This window comes from Collinsella aerofaciens ATCC 25986, from assembly GCF_010509075.1.
Lineage (GTDB): Bacteria > Actinomycetota > Coriobacteriia > Coriobacteriales > Coriobacteriaceae > Collinsella > Collinsella aerofaciens.
Map to the genome: position 1 here is coordinate 2,314,946 of NZ_CP048433.1, position 21,192 is coordinate 2,336,137.

Here is a 21,192-nt window from a genome sequence, read left to right on the forward strand (position 1 = left end):
CAAAACGGAGGAATGACTATGAAGCTTTCTAAGATTGCGGCCCTGTTTATGGTGCCGGTATTGGCCTTGTGCCTTGTGGCATGTTCGGCGCCCGGTGGCAATGCGAGCGAATCTGCGAGCTCCGATCCTAAGATCGCAGAACTCACTGCGCAGAAGCCGGCCAATGCCGACGAGGCCGCCGAGCTGTATGCGAAGCTCATGCAGAAGGAGAACGAGATCTTTTCGAGTGATAACGCGCTGTGGGAAAAGGTATTCAATGCAGCAAATAAAGACTCGGCAATGATTGAGGATGGCAGCAATTACGGCGATTTCCTGCTCAAGACCATCGACGGCGCTAAGGATGAGTTTACGGCGGATGAGCTTAAGACGCTCAAGGCTGGTGCGCAGCAGATCAAGGAGATCGAGGACAAGCTCGAGAGCTTGGAGAAGGAGTTCCCCGGCTGTGGAAGCACGCCGAGCGCAGGCGAGAGCGTCGACGCTTCGACCGCTGGCATGACGGCTGGTGCCAATGCTTCGAGCGAGGCGACGAAGTTCCCCAGCTTTACGGGCAAAGACCTGGATGGCAACGACGTGAACAGCGACGAGCTGTTCTCTAAGAACAAGGTCACCGTCATGAACTTCTGGTTCACTACTTGCAAGCCGTGCGTGGGCGAGCTGGGCGATCTTGAGAAGCTGAATCAGGAGCTTGCCGAGAAGGGCGGCCAGGTCGTGGGCGTCAATTCCTTTACGCTCGATGGCAACAAGGGCGAGATCGCAGATGCCAAGGACGTGCTGAGCAAGAAGGGCGTGACATATAAGAACATCTGGTTCAAGTCGGATAGCGAGGCCGGTAAGTTCACGTCAAATTTGTTCTCGTTCCCGACAACGTATGTCATCGATCAGAACGGCAACATCGTAGGGGATCCAATCGTGGGAGCCATCAGCTCCGCCGAGCAGCGCGCAGCACTCGACAAGCTTATCGACCAGGCGATTGCGAATAGCGAGCAGTAAAAAACGCGTAAAGCATGGCGAGGATCGTGCGCCGCTGTGCGGAGTAGTCCGCTGCCTTTCAAGATAATCTCCACCATATAGAGGTCCCGCTCGGGGCCTCTTCTTTTAGGCGCCGTCCCGTTCGTTTTTTGATGCGGTTCCCTACATTCCTCACTGGTGTCGGTGAAAAATGGGGATAGAGTAGGACAAACGCGTCGAATACGAACGGCGGGGGAGAGCGGGCAGGGTGCCTGCGCAGGAGAGGTTGCCGTCCATGTTGGAGCTCAAAGGTATTTGCAAAAGGTACGTTACGCAGTCGTTTACGCAGGTGGCGCTCGACAGCGTGAGCCTGTCTTTTCGGGATAACGAGTTCGTGGCCATTCTGGGACCTTCGGGGTCGGGCAAAACTACGATGCTCAACGTTATCGGTGGGCTCGATCATTTCGATTCTGGCGACCTGCTGATCGACGGTATTTCGACCAAGGATTTTCACGATCGCGATTGGGATGCCTACCGCAACAACCGCATCGGCTTTGTGTTCCAAAGCTATAACCTCATTCCGCATCAGACCATCTTGGAAAACGTGGAGCTGGCGCTTACGCTCACAGGTGTGGGGCATGCCGAGCGCCGCCAGCGTGCGCGCGAGGCGTTGGAGAAAGTCGGCTTGGGCGAGCACGTTAACAAGCGCCCGAGCCAGCTATCGGGCGGGCAGATGCAGCGCGTGGCCATTGCCCGCGCCCTGATCAATGACCCTGAGATCGTCCTTGCCGACGAGCCGACTGGCGCTTTGGATTCAACGACATCCGTGCAGGTTATGGATTTGCTCAAAGAAGTTGCGCGCGACCGTCTGGTCATCATGGTCACGCACAATCCCGACCTGGCATACCAATACGCCACGCGCATCGTCAACCTGGCGGACGGCAAGATCACCGATGATTCCGATCCTTTCGATGTCGCTGACGCCACGCGCCGCGAGGCCAAGCCTACGCGCAAAACCTCGATGAGCTTTGTGACGGCGCTGGGGCTTTCTGCCCGAAACCTCATGACCAAGAAGGGCCGCACGGCCATGACGGCCTTTGCGGGCTCGATTGGCATTATCGGTATCGCGGCGATTCTGGCGCTGTCCAACGGCGTAAACGGCTACATCAAAAAGGTCGAGGAGGATACGCTCTCGAGCTACCCACTCACCATTTCCAAGCAGGATTACGACCTGTCGTCCATGATGGGCGGACAGGGGGCTGCGGATGATGACTCGCCTGAAAACGTGGATTCGTCCGACGACAGTGCCGAAACCGATAAGATTCCCGTGGTCACGGCCGTAAAGGATATGTTTGCGAGCGTTAAGTCCAACTACATGACGAGCTTTAAGGCATGGCTTGACGACGGCGGCGACGGTATCGACAAAGAGGTCAACGCCATTCAGTACGGCTACGGTGTATCGCCGGTTGTCTATCGTGCCGGCAAGGGCGATGAGAAGCCCGTTCGGCTTGTTCCCAACGCAATGACCGAGGCTATGAGCGGAGGCGCGAGTTCGGCGGCAACGGTGAGCATGGAATCCATGGGAACCTCGGTCTTTAACGAGATGATTGACGACCAGAGCCTGCTCGACAGCCAGTACGATGTCGTCGCCGGTCATTGGCCCACGTCTGCCAACGAAGCCGTGATGGTGCTTTCGAGCCGCGGTACGGTGGGCGACTATACGCTCTACAGCATCGGTGCGCTGGATATCGATGAGCTCAACGATCTGGTAAACAGTGCCATGACGGCCGACGGTGGGGTCAAAGCACCCGAGACCGGCACCGACTTTACCTACGACGATGCGCTGTCCACGACGTTTAAGGTGCTGTCGCCGGCCGATGCCTATCGCAAAAACGAAGAGACCGGCATGTGGACCGACATGTCTGGTGACGCCGACTTTATGGCCGCCAAGGTTGCCGATGGCATCGACGTACACATCGTGGGTGTGGTGCGCCCTAACGAGACGGCCAATGCGAGTGCGTTGTCTCCGGGCATTGCCTATACACATGCGCTGACTCGCCAGCTTATGGAGCGCGCCGCCGATTCGCAGATTGTGCGGGAGCAACTCGCCCACCCCGAGACGGATGTCTTTACGGGCAAAACCTTCGACGAACTGCAAGGCGAGGCCAAACAAGGCGTGGATCTGGGCAGCATGTTCAGTGTGGACGAGGCGGCGCTCAAGAGCGCGTTCTCGTTCGATACCTCCGTGCTCTCGGGTGTTGCCGGCGGTATGGACCCGTCGTGTCTTGACTTGTCCGAGCTGGACATTGACCTTTCGGGCGTAGGGAAGGATATCGACTTCAGCGACATCATGTCTAAGGCGCCAGCCCCCGATTTCTCGGGTGTCTTCGATGGGTTGGAGCTTACACCCGAGCAGATGCAGCAAGTGGGGGCGCTCGCCAACCAACTGTTCACGGGCTTTATGCAGTCGGAACAGTTTAAGGCGCTGACGCCCGAAGATCTTAAGGACGCGTCAAAGCTTGCCGCCGCGTTCTCGACGTATCTTGAGAGTGATACGGCAGCCCAGCAAATCCTGGCTCAGCTCAAGGCACTCGGCGGCGATGCCCTGGCCGAGCGCCTGCAGCAGGCGATGACCGACTATGTACAAAAGCAGCTGGCTCCGTATCTGCAGCAGGCTCTGGATCAGATGATGAAGTCGATCAGCGACCAGATTGCGACGACGGTGTCAACTCAGCTCAAGGCAGGCGCGGCAGGGCTCATGGGCCAGATGGCGACGCAGATGTCATCGAGTTTTGCCAACCTGGCGAGCACTATGCGTGTGGATGCGAGCGCCTTTGCCCGCGCCATCCACTTCAACATGGACGCCGAGGACCTGAGTTCGCTTATGATGAGTTATGCCAAGGCATCGCAGCTTACCTGTGACAACAACCTGACCACACTGGGTTATGCGGACGAGGCAGACCCCATCTCGGTCAAGATTTTCCCGCGCGACTTTGAGGCGAAGGAGCGCGTGCTCGACCATATCGATGCGTATAACAAGCAGGTCAAAGCTGCTGGCCACGATGAGCAGGCGATTTCGTACACCGACTATATGGGAATCATTATGGGCTCGGTGACCGACATTGTGAATACCATCAGCTTGGTGCTCATCGCATTCGTGAGCATCAGCCTAGTGGTGAGCTCCATTATGATCGGCATCATCACCTACATCAGCGTGCTGGAGCGCAAAAAGGAGATTGGCATCCTGCGCGCGATCGGCGCGTCGAAGCGCAACGTGGCCAACGTATTCAATGCCGAGACCTTTATCGAGGGCCTCATCGCCGGCGTCTTTGCCATTGTCGTCGTGGTGCTCGTGAGCTTTCCGGTTAATACCTGGGCGCTTGCGGCCAAACAGGTGCCCAATCTGATGAGCCTGCCCGTGCAGGATGCGCTGGTGCTCATCGCAATTTCAGTGCTGCTGACGGTCGTTGCCGGCCTGCTGCCGGCCCGCAGCGCATCCAAGAAGGACCCCGTCGAAGCCCTGCGCTCCGAATAATGCGACAAAGGGACAGTCCCTTTGTCACATTGAGACCCTTGCGAAAACGGGGTCTAATTACCGTTCGGCAGGTTAAGAACTCCCTCTCCCCGCTTAATGCTTGACGAAGAGTCCTCTGGTTTATATACCTATCGGTAGGCATATAGGATGTATTGCCGATAGAAATGGAGCAACCATGACTCTCACCACACCAGCCAAAAAAGATTGTCTCCGTGAAAGCGGCGCATTTGCTTGGGTCGTCGTTATTGCGCTCGGCTTAATGTCCGCCGGAACAACTGGCACATATAGCATTATTGCCGGCTCATTCGTTGCTCCAGTATGTGAAGATCTGGGCTTTGACTACACTTCTTTTTCTTTCTATTTAACCGCGATTCTTCTTGGCCTTGCGCTTGGGCTTCCGCTTTTGAGTCGCTTCATTCCAAAAGTAATCGGCAAACCATGGCATATTTGCATTGAACTCGTCCTTATTGCCGCCGGCGCCGCAATGGCGTTCTACACCGAGGTCTGGATGTTCACCGTCTCCGCCGCAGTGATCGGCATCTGCTTTTCGTTTACAACGGGCGTCTGCATGTCCGATGTCATTGACCAATGGTTCAGCAAATCGTCCGGTCTCGCCATCGGCCTCGCTTGGGGCGTTAATTCTCTCTGCACGCTGTTATTGAGTCCTGTCATTACGCTGGTCATCGAGCAGCAAGGCTGGCGTACGGGATACATCGTGCTTGCGGCCGTTTCTGCAGCTATGATTTTGCCTGCAAGCGCATTTATCATTCGCCTTAACCCCTCTGATCGCAATATGCTTCCGTACGGAGAGACCGTCTCCGAAACCCATGAGAGCTGCAGCGCCGATGAGCAGGAAGATGTCCTTTCGGGCATGGCACTCCGCGATGCCGCGAAAACGCCGTCTTTTATTCTCTGTGTCCTCTTGCTTTGCGTGGCGCAGCTCACCTGCTGCATGAACCAGCTGTTTCCAACCTATGCAAGCGAGGTCGGTTTCAATCCTATCGTAGGAAGCTTAATGGTCTCGGCAGCTTCACTCTCCGATATCTTCCTAAATTCCTTCGTGGGCAAAACATGCGACAAGCTTGGCGCTATTAAAGCAACGGTCGCATGGACAGGTGTCAGCATTCTTTCATTCCTGCTTCTTATCATTGGCGGAAGCAATGAGACCGTTTCCATCATTGCAGCTGGTGTAAACGATGTCATGTTCGCCATCGTTGGAACCGCAATGCCGATGCTTCTCCTCTCGCTCTTTGGATCACGCGATTTTGGAAGGATCTATTCGATCGTTTGCTCAGCGGGCTATGTCGTCGGTGCTTTTGGAATGCCGGTCATGAGGTGACGCATAATTTCTTTCGCAAATTGACAACCGCATAGCGGAACACGGCCCGCGCCCCGTCATATGATTTCTAGCGACTAAACAACAAATCACCGACGAAGGGGGCACGGGCCGTGTCTGCGAACATCGTATCAGTCGACGAGGAGTCGCTGCGCAACGACATAAAGAATCTGGTGAGGAAGACCGTCGAGGAGACGCTCAACGCACTGCTCGACGAGGAGGCGTCCGAGCTCGTCGGGGCCGAGCGCTACGAGAGGACGGCGGGCCGGGAGGCCTACCGCAGCGGCCACTACACGAGGAGGCTCGTCACGGGCGCCGGGGAAGTCGAGCTCAGCGTGCCGAAGCTCCGCGGGGCGACCTTCCAGACGGCCGTCATCGAGCGCTACCGCAGGCGCGAGACCTCGGTCGAGGAGGCCATCGTCGAGATGTACCTGGCGGGCGTCTCCACCAGGAGGATCGAGGACGTCTCCGAGCTCCTGTGGGGAGCGCCGGTGTCCTCCGGCACCGTCTCCAACCTCAACGAGAGGGCCTTCGCGTCCATCGAGACATGGCGGCAGAGGCCGCTCGAGGGCGGCTACCCCTACGTCTTCGTCGACGGTATCTACCTCAAGCGCAGCTGGGGAGGGTCCTACGAGAACGTGGCCGTGCTGGTCGCCATCGGCGTCAACTCCGCCGGCGACCGGGAGGTCATCGGCTGCTCCGAGGGGTACACCGAGTCCGCGGAGTCCTGGCGCGAATTCTTCTCCTGGCTCAAGGGACGCGGGCTCTCCGGCGTACGGCTCGTCACCGGCGACAAGTGCGCGGGGATGCTCGGTGCGCTCGAGGAGGTGTTCCCCGGGGCCCGCTACCAGCGCTGCACGGTGCATTTCTACCGCAACGTGCTGGGAAGGGTTCCCGTGACCAGGCGGAAGGCCGCGGCGCGCATGCTGAAGGCGATCCACGCGCAGGAATCGCGCGAGGCATGCGCCAGAAAAGCCGAGGAGGTGGCGGAGGAGCTGGAATCGATGAGGCTCGGGGCGGCCGCGAGGACGGTGCGCGACGGGTTCGCCGAGACGCTTGCCTACACGGAATTCCCACCGGAGCACTGGCGCCGGATCAGGACGAACAACGGGATCGAGCGCATCAACCGCGAGATCAGGAGGAGGACGAGGGTCGTCGGGACCTTCCCAGACGGCAATTCGGCTCTGATGTTGGTGACGGCGAGGCTGAAGTACATAGTGGAGCACGAGTGGGGCAAGAGGAGGTACTTGGACATGTCGAAGCTGGAGGAGATGGACGAGCTGAGGGGAAAGGCGGAGGGCTAGAAGAGGACGGGGCCGGAGACGGCTAAATCAATTTGCGAAAGAATCTTGACGGTACCGGTCATGATGAAGGTTTACGGCATGGCAGGGTCATTCCAGGGAGTATTTATCTTCTGCATTGCCTGCAACCTTATGATTGCTGCGTTTGCTATCGTTTCCGGCTTTCTCAATAAGGCTGCTGAAAAGTAATAAGCGCCGATTGCACCGGCATAGATTGCCACGCAACAGGGGTCGACTCCAAGCCAGATTGGAGTCGACCCCTGTTTTCGTTTTAAAGGTTGCCCGCAGGCACCATGGGCGCCAACATGCGCTTCAGCTTGGCTGGTCTATTTGAACATAAGCTCGACTATTCCCGCCCAAACCGCTTTCTCATCAATATCCTCACCTTGAGCGACCGTATTGCTTGCTCCCTCCAGAACGGTATAAAGAATTTGTACGTAGAGCATTACGTCGGCGCTATCGGAAAACGCGCCAATCTCTACACCATGAAGAAGGATGTCTTTAAGCGCATCCATGGTTCGTTTGGTCGCCGTCGCTTGACGTTCCTGAACTGCAGGAATTCGATTTGCTTGAACGCTAACCTCGGCCAGCACGCGCCGGCGCTTTTCATCGCTTCGATAGCCACCTATAACTGAATTGCCGAGCTCGATAAGCGCGGCCTTGAACCCGTCCCTATCGACTATTAGCGAGTAGTCGCGCTGATAGTCAATGGTCGGAAACATGCTGTCCAAGAGCGTAGTGAAAATCTCCTCTTTTGAGGGAAAGTAGTAGTACACCGACGGCTTGGATATACCGACAAAGTCGCAAATCTTTCCGATAGACGCTTTGTCATAACCGACTTCTGCCACAAGATCGTACATTGCGTCCAATATTTTTTTTCTTGTGCTCACGCTGCATTTCTCCATTGCAAATCACTTCCGCACTACCAACATTATTAAGGATGGCAACGGAACATCAATTCGTGTCCAAACATGACCACTATATACGGCGAACGGTATGTATCAGTAGGCGAGCGGCAATTATTCAAAATTATCTACCGAACGGTAGGTATAGTAGTACTATAGCAGGTGAAACCCCGCTATTGTCGCGGCCGGACAGCATCGCGGGAAACCCGACGGAAGGACCAACCATGTACGAGAACTATCGTATGCCGGGCGAGTTCGAGAAGCGCTCCAACGTCTATGTGACATGGCTTCCCGATTACATCCGTGCAGAGGGCTACGATAACCGCCAGCCCTGCGTTGACGTGATCAAGGCTCTGCTCGAGTATGGCGACGTTACGGTCAACCTCAATTGCGGCACCCCCGGCTCCTATGAGGAGGCTTGCTCGCGCCTGAAGGAGGAGGGGGTTGATCTCGATCGCATCGAGATCACGCAGTTCGAAGACTCCAACTTCTATGTCCGCGACAACGGTCCCAGCATCATGGTCGACGACAAGGGCCATTCTTATATGGTCAACCCCGCTTGGACCTATTACGGCGTGTGGGACAAGAACTCCCCGGAGTGCCAGTCCGCACGTAAGGCAGCCGTTCACATGGCGGTTGCGCTCGGTTGCTTCGATATCGTCAATTCCGAAATGGTTTCGGAGGGCGGCGACCGCGAGTTTGACGGTCACGGCACTCTGATCGCCATCGAGGACACGGAATGCCGCAAGCGTAATCCCGAGTTCACGAAAGAGGAAATAGAGGCCGAGTATAAGCGCATCTACAACCTCAACAAGGTTATCTGGCTTCCGCAGCCTATGCTCGAGGACGACGACTATCGACTGGGCATCCTCGACGAGAAGGAAGACGGAACTCCCGTCTTTGGCATGAGCTTTGCAGCTCACATTGATGAGATGTGTCGCTTTATCACTCCGAACAAGATTCTTCTTGCCGAGGTGTCCGATGAAGAGGCAGCCTCGAGCAAGGCTGGAGCAGAGTCTCGTCGCCGCATTGAGGCAGCCTACGAGATCCTGAGCAACGAAACGGACTGGGAGGGCAAGCCCTTCGAGATCGTTCGTATGCCCACCGCCGAGCCTATTGAAGTCGTTATCGCCCCTGGCGATGAAGATTACGAGCTCTATAAGGGCTTCATCGACGAAATGGGCGGCAAGTTTATGGATGGCACCCCCTGGCCCGAGGGCCCCGTCCACTTCTACGCCGCAGCGAGCTACTGCAACTTCCTGATTTGCAACGGCGTCGTTCTTGGCCAGCGTTATTACCACGAGGGCGTGAGCGAGGTCGTGAAAGAGAAGGATGAGCAGGCCAAGGCAGTTCTTGAGAGCTGCTTCCCCGATCGCAAGGTCATCATGATTGATTCCCTCGCGCTTAACCTGTCCGGCGGCGGCGTGCACTGCTGGACTAAGGACGTGGCGGCCAGTCGTTAGTGAGCCTTAGAGCCTGCGCTCTTTGGCTTAGGCGCCACATGTACCGCTCCCCGAGGGATATCCGTGTTTTCCTCGGGGACACATTCAACAATAATTTTGATAATAATTCGAAAGGAAATAGGCATGAACAACAGCCTCCGCGGTCGCGACTACATCAACATCCATGATCTCTCCTCCGAGGATTTCCGCTATCTCATCGATCTTGCCTGGAACCTTAAGGCTCAGAAGAAGTCTGGTGTCGACCAGCGCTACTTCCCCGGCAAAAACGTCCTCGCCAACTTTGAGTGGGGCTCGACCCGTACTCGTTGCGCATTCGAGACCTCCTGCAACGATTTGGGCATGGGCTTCACTTATCTGACCAACTCCCACATGGGTGACTGCGAGACCGTCAAGGACGCCATGCGCGTCTTTAACGGCATGTATGATCTCATCGTCTATCGCGCACAGAAGGACGAGCAGTTCCTCTATGACGTCGCCGACCTGGTTGACATCCCGGTCATCAATGCCCTTACTCTCGGCGATCACCCGACTCAGATGCTCGCTGACGCTCTTACGATGGAAGAGCAATGGGGCGGTTTGCGTACGAGCCGCGGCAAGAAGATGGCTTTCGTTGGCAACTGCGCCGGCGCCCCGGTGTGGTATGGCCGTCTGTGCGCTATGCTCGACATGGACTTCCTCGCCATCGGCCCCGACGACCTCCGTCATCAGATGTGCAAGGAAATGATCGAAGAGGTGGAGGCCTGCTACGCCAAGTACGCTCCCAATAGGACCTTTACCATCACCTCTGACCTCGATGCCCTGGATGGCGTTGACGTTATCGTTACCGAGGAGTGGCGCTACATCAACCCCGAGTGCGGCGAAGAGGTTCTGGATCCCGACGACTACAACTCCTGGCTGGGCGATGCCGAGTCTTTGTACCCCTATCGCGTCACCAGCGAGCTGTGCAAGCGCACCAACAATCCCGACATCTTCTGCATGCATGAGCTTCCCTCTGTCCATAACGCAGATCACCGTGTCGGCAAAATGCTCCTCGACCAGTGCAAGAACGACCTCCATCGCGAAATCATCACCGAGGGCTTTGAGATTGCCGACGAGTGCTTTGAGGCCAACGCTTCGGTCATCTTCCGTGAGGCAGAGAACCGTCAGCACACCATCAAGGCCGTTATGTGTGCCCTTCTGGGTCTCTAGGAGCTGTATCAATGGAAAATGCAAAGTTAAAGAGCAGCAAGGTTTACGCATGGGTTCTCGTAATCGCGCTCGGCCTTATGTCTGCCGGCACGACCGGATCCTATAGCGTCATCGCGGGCTCCTTCGTCGCACCCGTGTGCGAGGAGTTCGGGTTTGACTATTCCATCTTCTCGTATTACTTCACCGCAACGCTCATTGGTCTTGCGGCAGCTCTTCCGTTTGTCGGAAAACTCATTCCCAAGGTCGTTGGCAAGGTTTGGCTCCCCGTTGTCGAGCTTATTTTGCTTGCTGCCGGCGCAGGCATGGCCTTCTACACCGAAGTCTGGATGTTCATCGCCGCTGGCGCCCTGATTGGCGTTTGCTTCGCCTTCACCACCGGCGTCGCCATGTCCGACGTTATTGACCAGTGGTTCAAAAAATCTGGTGGCCTGGCAATCGGTCTCGCTTGGGCAGTGAACTCGATTTACATGCTCATCATGAGCCCCGTCATCACCTCTGTCATCGAGGCCGCTGGCTGGAGGACTGGCTATCTGGTGCTCGCTGGCGTCTCCGCCGTGCTCATTCTCCCCGCTTCCGTCCTGATTATTCGCTATAAGCCTCAGGACAAGGGCATGCTGCCCTATGGCTACGTCGAGGGCGAGACGGTCACCGAGACCGAGGAGACGACCGAGGATAGCACGCGTGGCGTTAGCTATGCGCGCGCCATTAAGTCGCCTGCCTTCTTCTTCTGCATCGGCTTCCTCTGTCTCGTTCAGCTCACTTGCTGCATGAACCAGCTCTTCCCGACGTATGCTTCCGAGGTTGGTTTTAGCCCCATGGTGGGCGGCTTCATGGTATCCGCTGCATCGCTCTTCGATCTGTTCCTCAATCCGATCGTCGGCACCACTTGCGATAGGTTCGGCAGCACGAAGGCCATTCTGGGCTGGCTCGCTGTCTCCATCCTCTCCTTTGTCATGCTCATGATGAGCAGCGGCAACTCGACGCTCAGCATCCTCGCAGCAGGCGTGAACGACGTAATGTACGTCATCGCTGGCACTGCCCTGACCGTTTTGGTTATGGATGTCTTTGGCTCCCGCGATTTCGGTCGCATCTTCGCGCTGATCTGCTCCGTGGGCTATATCGTCGGCGCCTTTGGCATGCCCGTTATGATGAAGGTCTATGAGCTTGTCGGCTCCTTCCAGGGCGTCTTCATCTTCTGCATCGCATGCAACGTTATTATCGGCCTGTTCTTGCTGCTGGCAAAAAAGACTGGTAAGAACCTCTCCTGGGACGAATAGTTCGATTCGTCTTAGACATACGCTGTAGGGCTTAACCTGCAGCCGCTTTGGGGCATCGACTAACATCGGTGCCCTTTTTCATCGAATGTGACAAAGGAGCAGCCACTTTGTCACATTGAGTGGCATGTAAATCGAGGTCTAATACTTTTCCGAGAAGTGAACGGCCATACTTGGACCTCCGAAGCATCGACATTTTTAGACGTCAAACCCGCAGGATTTGGCTGGCAAAACCGCAGGAAATTGCATCTCGAAAGTGCCGATGCTTCGGGGGCCCGTTTTCACTCGTTCACTTCTCGGGAAAAGTATTAAACCTCGTTGTATGGGGTGCGGCTGGAGGGTGGTCATCGTTCAGTAGCTACCTCTTCCTTGCGAATCGCCTGAAGCGCAAGGCATAATGCATGTGACAAAGGGACGGCCCCTTTGTTGTGTTGATATGAGAGAAGAGTAGATGATCCTTTCGCTGGCCCCTATGGAGGGGATTACCGGGCATGTGTTCCGTCGCGTGCATGCGGAGTGCTTCGGTGCGCTCGATTGCTATTACACGCCGTTTTTGCCGCCGCCGCGGGTGGGTAACCGCTTTGGCGGCAAGGCGTTTAAGGAGATCGATCCTGCCAATAACCAGGGGCTCAACGTGGTGCCTCAGCTGATGTCCAAGAACGCGGACGAGTTTGTGTGGGCGGTACAGGTGCTCGCCGACATGGGCTACCGCGAGGTCAATCTCAACCTGGGTTGCCCTTCGGGAACGGTTGTCGCCAAGGGCAAGGGCTCGGGTTTCTTGCGCAATCTCGACGAGCTCGAGGCGTTCTTAAGCGATGTGTGCGAGCGGTCGCCGTTGCCGGTGTCGGTAAAGACCAGGCTGGGGCTGGAGAATGACGACGAATACGAGCGCGTGCTCGATCTGTATTGCCGCATGCCGTTGGCAGAGCTGATCGTGCATCCGCGCGTACAGAAGGACCGCTATACGGGCTTGCCGCGCAAAGAGTTTTATGGCGAGACGCTGGAGCGTGCGCCGTTCCCCGTGGCCTATAACGGTGACATTTTTGATCTTGAGGATATGGACGCGCTGGTGGAGGCCTATCCCGGCACGCGCCATGTGATGTTGGGGCGTGGCCTGCTCGCGAACCCCGCTCTGGCTCGCATGGTCAAGGGCGGCCCTGCTGCCACGGCAGCCGAACTGCATCGTTTCCATGACACGCTGTTTGCGGCATATGCAGAAGAGATTGGCGGTAACGCGGTCTTTCGCATGAAGGAGTGGTGGTTCTACGCCAAATGCGCCTTCGCCGATCCCGCTACCGTCCACAAGATCGTACGCAAGACCAAAAAGGTCGACGAATACCGCGCTGCCGTCGAGCGCGTCTTTCGCGAACAGCCGCTTGCACCCACAGCTCGCTTCCACGGCTAACTAGTCATCGGGGGCGTTCTTTAACGACTGGTCATTTAAGGACGTCCCCAACGACTATGTAGCAAAAAGCTGTACACCAGCATCCAAAGATGTCGAAAAATGTCGACTTTGGATGCTGGCGTACATGTTTGGGTCCGACGGGGGAGCGGGCCTAGGCAATCAGTGCATCAAGTGTAATGAGCTCTCTGAGCCGCTCCGTGCGTGTTTGCCCATGGCGTTTGGCTTTTTCGTCAAACGCCTCAAGAATCGATTCGCCCACACGTGCTGTTATAACGACGCTTGGCTCATCGGAGATCGACGGCCTTCCCAGCTTGATGGTGCGACCCTTCGGCCATTCATCTTTTTCGTATGCCTTCGCGGCTTTCTCCAACTCTCCGGGAGCAAACCCCATCATCTTTTCGAGCTGCTTAGCGTCCATAGCGCCTCCTATCGATCGGCATAATGTCGAGCACAGGTCAACGGATAATCTTTTTGTATACAGTCTTGTAGAAAAAACAAACAGTTTATCAGGCTAATTAGCTTGTTTTGACCCGCGTGTTCGATAGAAAATGAGCATTGACGGCTTCGATACTCCTTTGCTTTTCAGCCTGGAATTTGGATGCTCATTGAACTTCCGGAGGGGAGCGCTTTATTAAGCTATCGAGATTCTGGGCAGGAGCTCTCACTGGTCTTCGATAATGGGACCAGCTTAATTCGCGACACAGTGTGTCGCGAATGGGAGTAGTCGTTAGGTGTCCTTCAATGGCTAATCATATAAGAACGTCCAAGTGCCGGATTTTGTCATTTAGTGTCGTCCTCAGCGGCTATTCTGGAGGGTCGTGGTCAAAAAAGGGCAAATATGAGTACTGTTGCCATTATAGTTGCATTTATTTTGCTATAAATAGTAGCTCCTGATGAGATTTGTTCCCATTAGGAGCTACTTTTATTGAACATATGAGGAGAAATAGCGTCGTCTACGGACGTATGGAACGTTGAATAGCTCCTGAAGTGATCAAAATCGCTACTACTAAACAGGTAGCAGTACTCATATTTGCCCTTTTTTGACCACAGCCCTCTCGGAAACCCTTTCCAGAGGCGTCAAACAGCCATAATCCAAAGGTCGCCTCAAACAATTAGCCGGTTAAGAGCGTCCATGACTACCCGCAAAAGCTGTACACCAGCATCCAAAGATGTCGAAAAATGTCGACTTTGGATGCTGGTGTACATGTTTGGGTCGTATGGGTTGGGGCCCTGGACGGACAGAGCGTGCGTACTAGAGCAGGTTTTCCTGTACCCATGCGATGATGTCGTTCGATTCGTAGAGCGGCTCTCCATCAATGAACAGGCAGGGAACCTGGCGTTTTCCGCCGACGGCGATAAGCGTCTGCTCGGCATCGGAATCGGTCGAGATATTGCGTTCAGGAATGGTCACGCCGTTATCGGCCAAAAAGTGCTTGACCTTTATGCAATACGGGCAGCCGGTCATAACGTAGAGTGTGAGCTCGTGATCAGTGGCCATGGGTCTCCAATCGGTTGAGGTTTCAATTGGAATACCCAAAGCCGCCGCGGTCTATGCGCAAATCAGCGACGACTCGATTGCCTGAACCAGAAACGCCGTGGCTCCGGTGCCGCAGGGCTTGTCGTAGTAGTCGATAAAGCGCTGATCGGCAAGATAGCCGTGGGTGAGGCCCAGGTATGCTTCGTCTTGGGGCTCGTGTCCCCAATTAAGGCCAATCCATCGGCGATGCATCGCGACGAGTTTGCGGGCCTCGTTGCTCTCCGGGTCGTCAATGCCCATGGCAATCGAAAGCTGGCCCAGAACAGCGCGTTCAAGTTCCTTCATGTCGTTCCATGTCTCGGGGTCCATGTCCAGCAGCGCTTCGTTTGCCGCATCGATAGCCTCATCGCCATAGCGCGCCCGCGCTTCGGCGCCGTAGCGCTCCTCGTTTTCTTGCACGGTGCGCCAGCGCTCCAGTTGCGGCAGGACGGCGCCCATGAGCGAGACGGCTTCGTCGAGCGACATGCCGGTGTTTTGTGCCAGCCGCGGGGCACAATCCTCGATCATTGCCTCCATGGTGGTGTCGTAGGTGTACTTGCCGTGGTCGTAGCACCACTTGCAGTAATGATCGGTCGCGGTGCCCGCAGCATCGGTGCCGCAGTCGTCGGGCGTGAGTATCATGCCGCAGCTCTGGCAATAATGCTCGGGCATTTCGAGCAGGTGGGGCAGCGGCTCTCCGGTTACGGCGGCAATGAGCTTCATCATGTCGATACCCGGGGTGACTTCGCCGCGCTCCCAACGGCTGACGGCTTGGCGTGTGACGAAGAGCTTGGTGGCGAGCTGCTCCTGGGTAAGGTGATGGGCGCGACGGACAGCGATGAGCTTTTCTGCAAAGGCCATAGCGGCTCCTTTCTGCTGGTCGATGGCTTAAGCATACGCGGCAGCAGGTGCCCTTCCAAGCAACCGTTGGTTGCACGACGGGGGACCGCGGCGAAGAATTGCGCGTAACGCCCCACACCTTCATGCCGTACAATGGCCGGCATGGAACCTATTGCACACATACATACCGATCTGCCGCAGAAGTTCGGCATTCCGCGCAACAGCTTTTTGGCGCCTCATCTACAGGGACGAATCGTCTTTGAGCCGGAATTTGCCTCCAACGCGGCGGTTGAGGGTCTGGACTCCTTCTCTCACCTATGGCTGCTGTGGCGCTTCGAAAACGGAACGCCCGGCGGCACGGCTAAGGACATAGCCGCCGATGCCAAGACGCGGGACAGGTCCGGAACCAACGCAAAATGGTCGAAGACCGTGCGTCCGCCGCGTCTGGGCGGAGCCGAGCGCGTGGGTGTCTTTGCCACGCGCAGTCCGTTTCGCCCTAATCCCATCGGGCTCACCTGCGTTAAGCTCGACCGCGTGGAGCTTACCGACGACGGCCCCATCATCCATGTGCTGGGGGCCGATCTGCGCGACGGCACGCCCATCTACGATATCAAGCCCTACATCCCGTTTGCGGACTGCCACCCGGATGCGACCGGCGGCTGGATTGAGGGTGCTCCGTGGCAAGAGCTCGATGTTGAGTTTCCACAAGCGCTGCAGGATATGGTCCCGCCCGCAAAGCTCCCCGGCTTGGTCGAGGTCCTTTGCCAAGATCCGCGCCGCGCGGGCAGCAAGCACGAGCCAAACCGCGTTTACCACTTAGCTTATGCTGGGCTCGACATATCTTTTACGGTCGATAAAACCCAGCTAACCGTAGTCGCCGTCAACGACGCGCAAGACTAACCAGTCATTCGTCTGAACCCGTCAAATTAAGCGCCAAACCCCATGTCAAAATCGCCCATGCTGGTGGACAATAACGCCTACCAAAATAGTCCGCTTTGCATGGGAGCTCAGCATGAAATACGACTTTAGCTCGCTTATCGACCGCCACGGCATGGACTCCATCGCCGTTGACTCTTGGGGCGAGATCCCCGGTATGGCTCCGAACGCACCCGACGAGGGCTTCGACCGCATTCCCATGTGGGTGGCCGATATGAACTTTGCCACGGTGCCCACGGTCCGGGAACACATCATTCAGCGCGCCCAGCACCCCATGTTTGGCTATTTCAATCCGCGCCCCGAGTACTTTGACCGCATCATCGAATGGCAGAGCCGCCGCAATGGCGTCGAGTGCCTGCGCCCTGAACATATCGGCTACGAAAACGGCGTGCTGGGCGGTGTCGTGTCGACACTGCGCGCGTATGTCCAGCCGGGCGATGCGGTGCTGGTCCACAGCCCCACCTACATCGGCTTTACCAAGTCCATCGAAGCCGCGGGCTATCGTATTGTCCACAGCCCGCTTAAGCTCGATGACCAGGGCGTGTGGCGCATGGACTTTGAGGACATGGAGCACAAGCTCACCCAAAATCACATCCATGCCGCGGTGTTCTGCTCGCCGCACAACCCCTGCGGCCGCGTATGGGAGCGCGATGAAATCGAACGCGCCATGGATATCTATCGCCAGCACGATTGCGTGGTGATCTCGGATGAGATTTGGTCCGATATCATCCTGCCAGGACACAAGCATATCCCGACGCAGTCGGTGAGCGAGGATGCCCGCATGCGCACGGTTGCCCTCTATGCGCCGAGCAAGACGTTCAACCTGGCGGGCTTGGTTGGCAGCTACCACATCATCTATAACGAGACGCTGCGCGACCGCGTGTGCGCAGTGTCCAACAAGACTCACTACAATGAAATGAATGTCCTCTCCATGCATGCGCTTATCGGTGCCTACCAGCCGCAAGGCTACGAGTGGGTGGACGAACTCAACCAGGTGCTTGCCGGCAATATCGAGTACTTCTGCACGTATGCAGAAAAACAATGGAAGGGCGTCGCATTTTCACGTCCGCAGGGCACGTACATGGTGTTTCTGGACTGCACGGAGTGGTGTCGCGAGCATGGCCGCGATATTCAGTGGCTGCTCGACGAGGGGGCGCGCGTGGGCGTGGGATATCAGGACGGCCGCCCGTTCCACGGGCCCTGCCACATTCGCGTGAATCTGGCGCTGCCGCTTTCGCGCGTAAAGGAAGCGTGCGACCGCCTGGACCGCTACGTTTTTAATGCACGGTAAGTGAGCACTGCATGCGGGGCCTTCTGCCAAGTCGGCTGGAAGGCCCCACATGGTAAAACGTCTGTAGCCATTGGGCACTCGTGTGGTTTTGTTTGCTATTATTTTTTACCATTTCAGTCTGTAAACAGGATCGTATGGAGCTCGATGAAAAGGTCCCGTCGCTCGGTTGCCATTTCGTTGTTTGCCGCGCTTGCGGTAGCGTGTGCCTTTGTCGTAGCGATAGCCGGCTGTTCCGGGTCGAATGACAGGGCCTCGACGTCTGCATTAGAAGGTCTGGACGCCTCGCAGGCCAAAGACGACAACCTTAAGACGCTCAACGTCGGCAGCGACCTCTATCCACCGTTTGTGTATACCGACGAGTACGGTGATATCGTTGGCCTGGATGTCGAGATACTAACCGAGGCTTTGGCCCGCATTGGTTACAAGCCAAAGTACCAGCTGATCGATTGGGAAAAGAAGAAAGAGCTGCTGGCGAGCGGCGAGCTCGATTGTGTCATGGGCAGCTTTAGCATGACGGGTCGCGAAAACGAGTATCGTTGGGCCGGCCCGTACCTTGCGAGCCGCCAGGTGGTCGCGGTCGATCCCCAGAGCGATATCTACACGCTTGCCGATCTTGAGGATAAGGTCGTGGCGGTCCAGTCCACCACAAAGCCCGAGGGCATTTTGCTCAATCGTACAAATGAAAACGTTCCGCAGATCAAGGAACTCTACAGCTTTTCGGACCGCTCAAACCTGAACCCGGCGCTCGTCGAGGGCCTGGTCGACGCCATCGCCGCGCATGAGTCCTCGCTGCTCACCTACGAAAAAGACTATGGTGTGACGTATCGCATTTTGGATGAGCCACTGCTAGAGGTCGGTTTGGGTACCGCTTTCGATCTAAGCGATACGCGCAGCATCGACGCTAAGCTCACCCATGCCTACCAGGAAATGCTAGCCGACGGCACCATGGAACGCCTGGTGTCAAAGTACTTTGATGACCCTTCGCCATTTTTGAATATGGAGGGCCTGTCATGATCGATGCGCCCGACCACGCCGCTCAGGAGCGGGGCAATCGTTCGGCAGGGGCATGGCTCTTTGTCGCTCTGCTGGGGATAGCGCTCTCGGTTGTTGCCGGCATGATGAGCTACGGTTACACGACAGCTCAGGCCGAGCAGCGCTTTGCCGACGTTGTCGATTACGTGGCGACGCAGAGCCTTTCCTACGATGCATTCAATAGCGCCTATACGACCAAAAACCTGATTCGCGTTATGGAGATCGCCGGAGAGACAGCGCGATATGGAGCGCGACGGTTCGGTGGATAACGCCATGCTGGAGCAATACGCCGACCAGTTCAACGTGAGCGCGCTGATTGTGACGGATGCATCGGGCAATTTGGTGTCCGAGTCCTCGACGGGCGATGTGGGCTACGGGTCGCTCGCTACGTATCTCAAGGAAGCGCCCGTGCTGGAGGTGGCAACTCATCCGCTTAAGTCCTATACCGCCCGCATCACGCTTGCGGATGATTCGGTCGCAGACATTGGCTGCGTGACTCGGCAGGATGGCGAGGGTATCGTTATCGCGGTAAGGCATCAGAGCGCGAAGGCGGTTGCAAGCAATACACTCAAACTGCAGAGCTTGCTTGATGGCTATGAAACCATCGATAGCGGCAATATCGTGATCGAAAGCGACGGCAAGGTCGTTGCGACCAATGCCGTTGAACCCACCGTATTGGGCGTATTCGATCTGCCTGCGACGGACGTCTTCATTGTCGACGGTATTAAGGATCGATGCCTGGCTGGTAAGGTCAGATTGGTTAACGCCGACGGCGAGTGGTATTTGGGCACATTTGGAAAAGCGCACAAATTCTATGTGTACACCTATGCCTCGGCGCGGCGTTACTTTGAGGTTGTAGCGGCTGTTGCTGCCGGCGTGCTGGCGCTCTACAGCGGTGTTATAGCCGTTGTTGTGACGGTGCGTCGCCGCGCTGATCGCCGACGTTTGACGGACTTGCTGCAGCAGGAGCGCGACTATGGCGACAAGCTGGCAAAGGCGGCGCGTGAGGCCTCGTCTGCCAACTCGGCAAAGACGGAGTTTCTGCGTCGCATGAGCCACGATCTGCGCACGCCCATCAACGGCATTCGCGGCATGGTCGAGGTTGGCGACGCCAATGCGGACGATCTGCAAAAGCAGACTGAGTGCCGCTCGAAAATCTGGACGGCATCGGGACTGCTGCTCGACCTTGCCAACGAGGCACTCGATATGAGTCGCCTGGAGAGCGGACAGGTCGACCTGAACCTCGTGCCCATAAATTTGGTGGCCCTCAACTGTGAAGTGCGCGATATTCTGGAGCGCCAGGCCGAGGAGCGTCTGGTGACAATTATCTGCGACCAGCAGACGCTTAATCATCCCTATGCGCGGGTGAGCGTGACGCACCTCAAGCGCTTGTTGCTCAATATTGCCGGCAATGCCGTCAAGTACAACCGCCAGGGCGGCTATGTTCGCCTGGCGTGCCGCGAGGTGGAGCCAGCGGATGGTGTTCCCGTCTATGAATACACGATCGCCGACAACGGTATTGGCATGAGCGAGGAGTTCCAACAGCACCTCTACGAGCCGTTTTGCCGCGAGGAGCAGCAGGTGGAAGGCGCTTCATCGGGAACTGGCCTGGGCGCGCCTATCGCAAAACAGTTGGTCGAGCTTATGGGCGGAACCATGAGCTTTACGAGCGTTTTGGGGCGGGGGACGACGTTTACCATCCGTCTGCCGTTCGAGAAATGCAAACGCTCCGAGATTCCTCAGACAGTTCGCGCGGATGGGGGCGATGGCGATGCGCTCCAGGGCTTGCGCGTTTTGCTCGTAGAGGATAACGATCTGAATGCCGAGATCGCGCAGTTTACGCTCAGCCGTGCCGGTGCCGTCGTGACGCATGCTAAGGATGGCGAGTCTGCCGTTGAGGCGTTTGCCGCGAGCGCACCGCACGAGTACGACGTGGTGTTGATGGACATCATGATGCCTGGCATCGATGGCCTTGAGGCCACGCGTCAGATTCGAGCGCTCGATCGCGAGGATGCCGCGACCACGCCGATTATCGCCGTGAGTGCCAACGCCTTTGCCGACGACCGCAAGCTTTCGCGCGAGGCGGGCATGAACGCGCACCTGAGCAAGCCTGTGAGCTCGCAAGAGCTCGTCGAGGCACTAGCGCACATTGCCGCCGACGCTTCATAAGCATATGGCCCGGTTCCAAGGTGGGTTGGAACCGGGCCATATTGCTATTTGCG

At 56.7% G+C, this 21,192-nt stretch carries 17 protein-coding genes; 13 read left to right on the forward strand and 4 right to left on the reverse strand.

Annotation, left to right across the window (positions count from 1 at the left end):
• The first annotated feature begins 18 nt into the window (after window positions 1–18).
• The 4 genes from GXM19_RS10320 to GXM19_RS10335 all read left to right on the forward strand — a co-directional run bounded on the left by GXM19_RS10320 (window position 19) and on the right by GXM19_RS10335 (window position 7,123).
• On the forward strand, window positions 19–990 hold the full coding sequence (locus GXM19_RS10320; RefSeq protein ID WP_040358702.1) for a TlpA family protein disulfide reductase: 972 nt from the start codon (window positions 19–21) through the stop codon (window positions 988–990).
• Window positions 991–1,243: 253 nt separating this feature from the next.
• Complete coding sequence (locus tag GXM19_RS10325; RefSeq protein WP_193684740.1) at window positions 1,244–4,483, forward strand: ABC transporter ATP-binding protein/permease; 3,240 nt, start codon at window positions 1,244–1,246, stop codon at window positions 4,481–4,483.
• 175 nt (window positions 4,484–4,658) lie between these two features.
• A complete protein-coding gene (locus GXM19_RS10330; protein ID WP_006234581.1) occupies window positions 4,659–5,822 on the forward strand; it encodes an MFS transporter in 1,164 nt (387 codons plus the stop codon).
• A 110-nt stretch (window positions 5,823–5,932) separates the two neighbouring features.
• Entirely contained in the window at window positions 5,933–7,123 is a 1,191-nt protein-coding gene (locus GXM19_RS10335) for an IS256 family transposase (RefSeq protein WP_040358202.1), read from the forward strand.
• Between the two features lie 323 nt (window positions 7,124–7,446).
• On the opposite strand, the gene GXM19_RS10340 is transcribed toward GXM19_RS10335, so the two are convergent.
• Entirely contained in the window at window positions 7,447–8,010 is a 564-nt protein-coding gene (locus GXM19_RS10340; RefSeq protein ID WP_022094929.1) for a TetR/AcrR family transcriptional regulator, read from the reverse strand.
• Between the two features lie 239 nt (window positions 8,011–8,249).
• On the opposite strand from GXM19_RS10340, the gene GXM19_RS10345 reads away from it, so the two are divergent.
• The 4 genes from GXM19_RS10345 to GXM19_RS10360 all read left to right on the forward strand — a co-directional run bounded on the left by GXM19_RS10345 (window position 8,250) and on the right by GXM19_RS10360 (window position 13,355).
• Window positions 8,250–9,488 carry an agmatine deiminase family protein gene (locus GXM19_RS10345; RefSeq protein WP_006234576.1) on the forward strand — a complete coding sequence of 413 codons (1,239 nt, stop codon included), beginning with the start codon at window positions 8,250–8,252 and terminating at the stop codon, window positions 9,486–9,488.
• A 123-nt stretch (window positions 9,489–9,611) separates the two neighbouring features.
• Complete coding sequence (locus GXM19_RS10350) at window positions 9,612–10,676, forward strand: ornithine carbamoyltransferase (RefSeq protein ID WP_006234575.1); 1,065 nt, start codon at window positions 9,612–9,614, stop codon at window positions 10,674–10,676.
• 11 nt (window positions 10,677–10,687) lie between these two features.
• Window positions 10,688–11,953 (forward strand): MFS transporter, encoded by a 1,266-nt coding sequence (locus GXM19_RS10355; RefSeq protein ID WP_006234574.1) that lies wholly within the window; start codon window positions 10,688–10,690, stop codon window positions 11,951–11,953.
• Between the two features lie 448 nt (window positions 11,954–12,401).
• Window positions 12,402–13,355 carry a tRNA dihydrouridine synthase gene (locus tag GXM19_RS10360; protein WP_006234573.1) on the forward strand — a complete coding sequence of 318 codons (954 nt, stop codon included), beginning with the start codon at window positions 12,402–12,404 and terminating at the stop codon, window positions 13,353–13,355.
• 151 nt (window positions 13,356–13,506) lie between these two features.
• Here GXM19_RS10360 and GXM19_RS10365 read toward each other — a convergent pair whose 3' ends face one another.
• The 3 genes from GXM19_RS10365 to GXM19_RS10375 form a co-directional block, all read right to left on the reverse strand.
• Complete coding sequence (locus GXM19_RS10365; protein WP_006234572.1) at window positions 13,507–13,773, reverse strand: ribbon-helix-helix protein, CopG family; 267 nt, start codon at window positions 13,771–13,773, stop codon at window positions 13,507–13,509.
• An 834-nt stretch (window positions 13,774–14,607) separates the two neighbouring features.
• Entirely contained in the window at window positions 14,608–14,853 is a 246-nt protein-coding gene (locus tag GXM19_RS10370; protein ID WP_006234571.1) for a glutaredoxin family protein, read from the reverse strand.
• 51 nt (window positions 14,854–14,904) lie between these two features.
• Window positions 14,905–15,732 (reverse strand): TipAS antibiotic-recognition domain-containing protein, encoded by an 828-nt coding sequence (locus GXM19_RS10375; RefSeq protein ID WP_006234570.1) that lies wholly within the window; start codon window positions 15,730–15,732, stop codon window positions 14,905–14,907.
• A gap of 141 nt (window positions 15,733–15,873) precedes the next feature.
• Here GXM19_RS10375 and tsaA point away from each other — a divergent pair, with 141 nt between their 5' ends.
• The 5 genes from tsaA (at window position 15,874) to GXM19_RS10400 (ending at window position 21,139) form a co-directional block, all read left to right on the forward strand.
• Window positions 15,874–16,611: a tRNA (N6-threonylcarbamoyladenosine(37)-N6)-methyltransferase TrmO gene (gene tsaA, locus GXM19_RS10380; protein WP_115596242.1), complete on the forward strand. Its 738-nt coding sequence runs from the start codon at window positions 15,874–15,876 to the stop codon at window positions 16,609–16,611.
• A 112-nt stretch (window positions 16,612–16,723) separates the two neighbouring features.
• A complete protein-coding gene (locus GXM19_RS10385) occupies window positions 16,724–17,938 on the forward strand; it encodes a MalY/PatB family protein (RefSeq protein WP_006234567.1) in 1,215 nt (404 codons plus the stop codon).
• Between the two features lie 144 nt (window positions 17,939–18,082).
• Window positions 18,083–18,952 carry a substrate-binding periplasmic protein gene (locus tag GXM19_RS10390; RefSeq protein ID WP_006234566.1) on the forward strand — a complete coding sequence of 290 codons (870 nt, stop codon included), beginning with the start codon at window positions 18,083–18,085 and terminating at the stop codon, window positions 18,950–18,952.
• Window positions 18,949–19,239 carry a hypothetical protein gene (locus GXM19_RS10395; RefSeq protein WP_006234565.1) on the forward strand — a complete coding sequence of 97 codons (291 nt, stop codon included), beginning with the start codon at window positions 18,949–18,951 and terminating at the stop codon, window positions 19,237–19,239. Before GXM19_RS10390 ends, GXM19_RS10395 begins: the two co-directional genes overlap by 4 nt.
• A complete protein-coding gene (locus GXM19_RS10400; RefSeq protein ID WP_006234564.1) occupies window positions 19,214–21,139 on the forward strand; it encodes a hybrid sensor histidine kinase/response regulator in 1,926 nt (641 codons plus the stop codon). The genes GXM19_RS10395 and GXM19_RS10400 overlap by 26 nt, the downstream gene beginning before the upstream one ends.
• Window positions 21,140–21,192 lie beyond the last annotated feature (53 nt).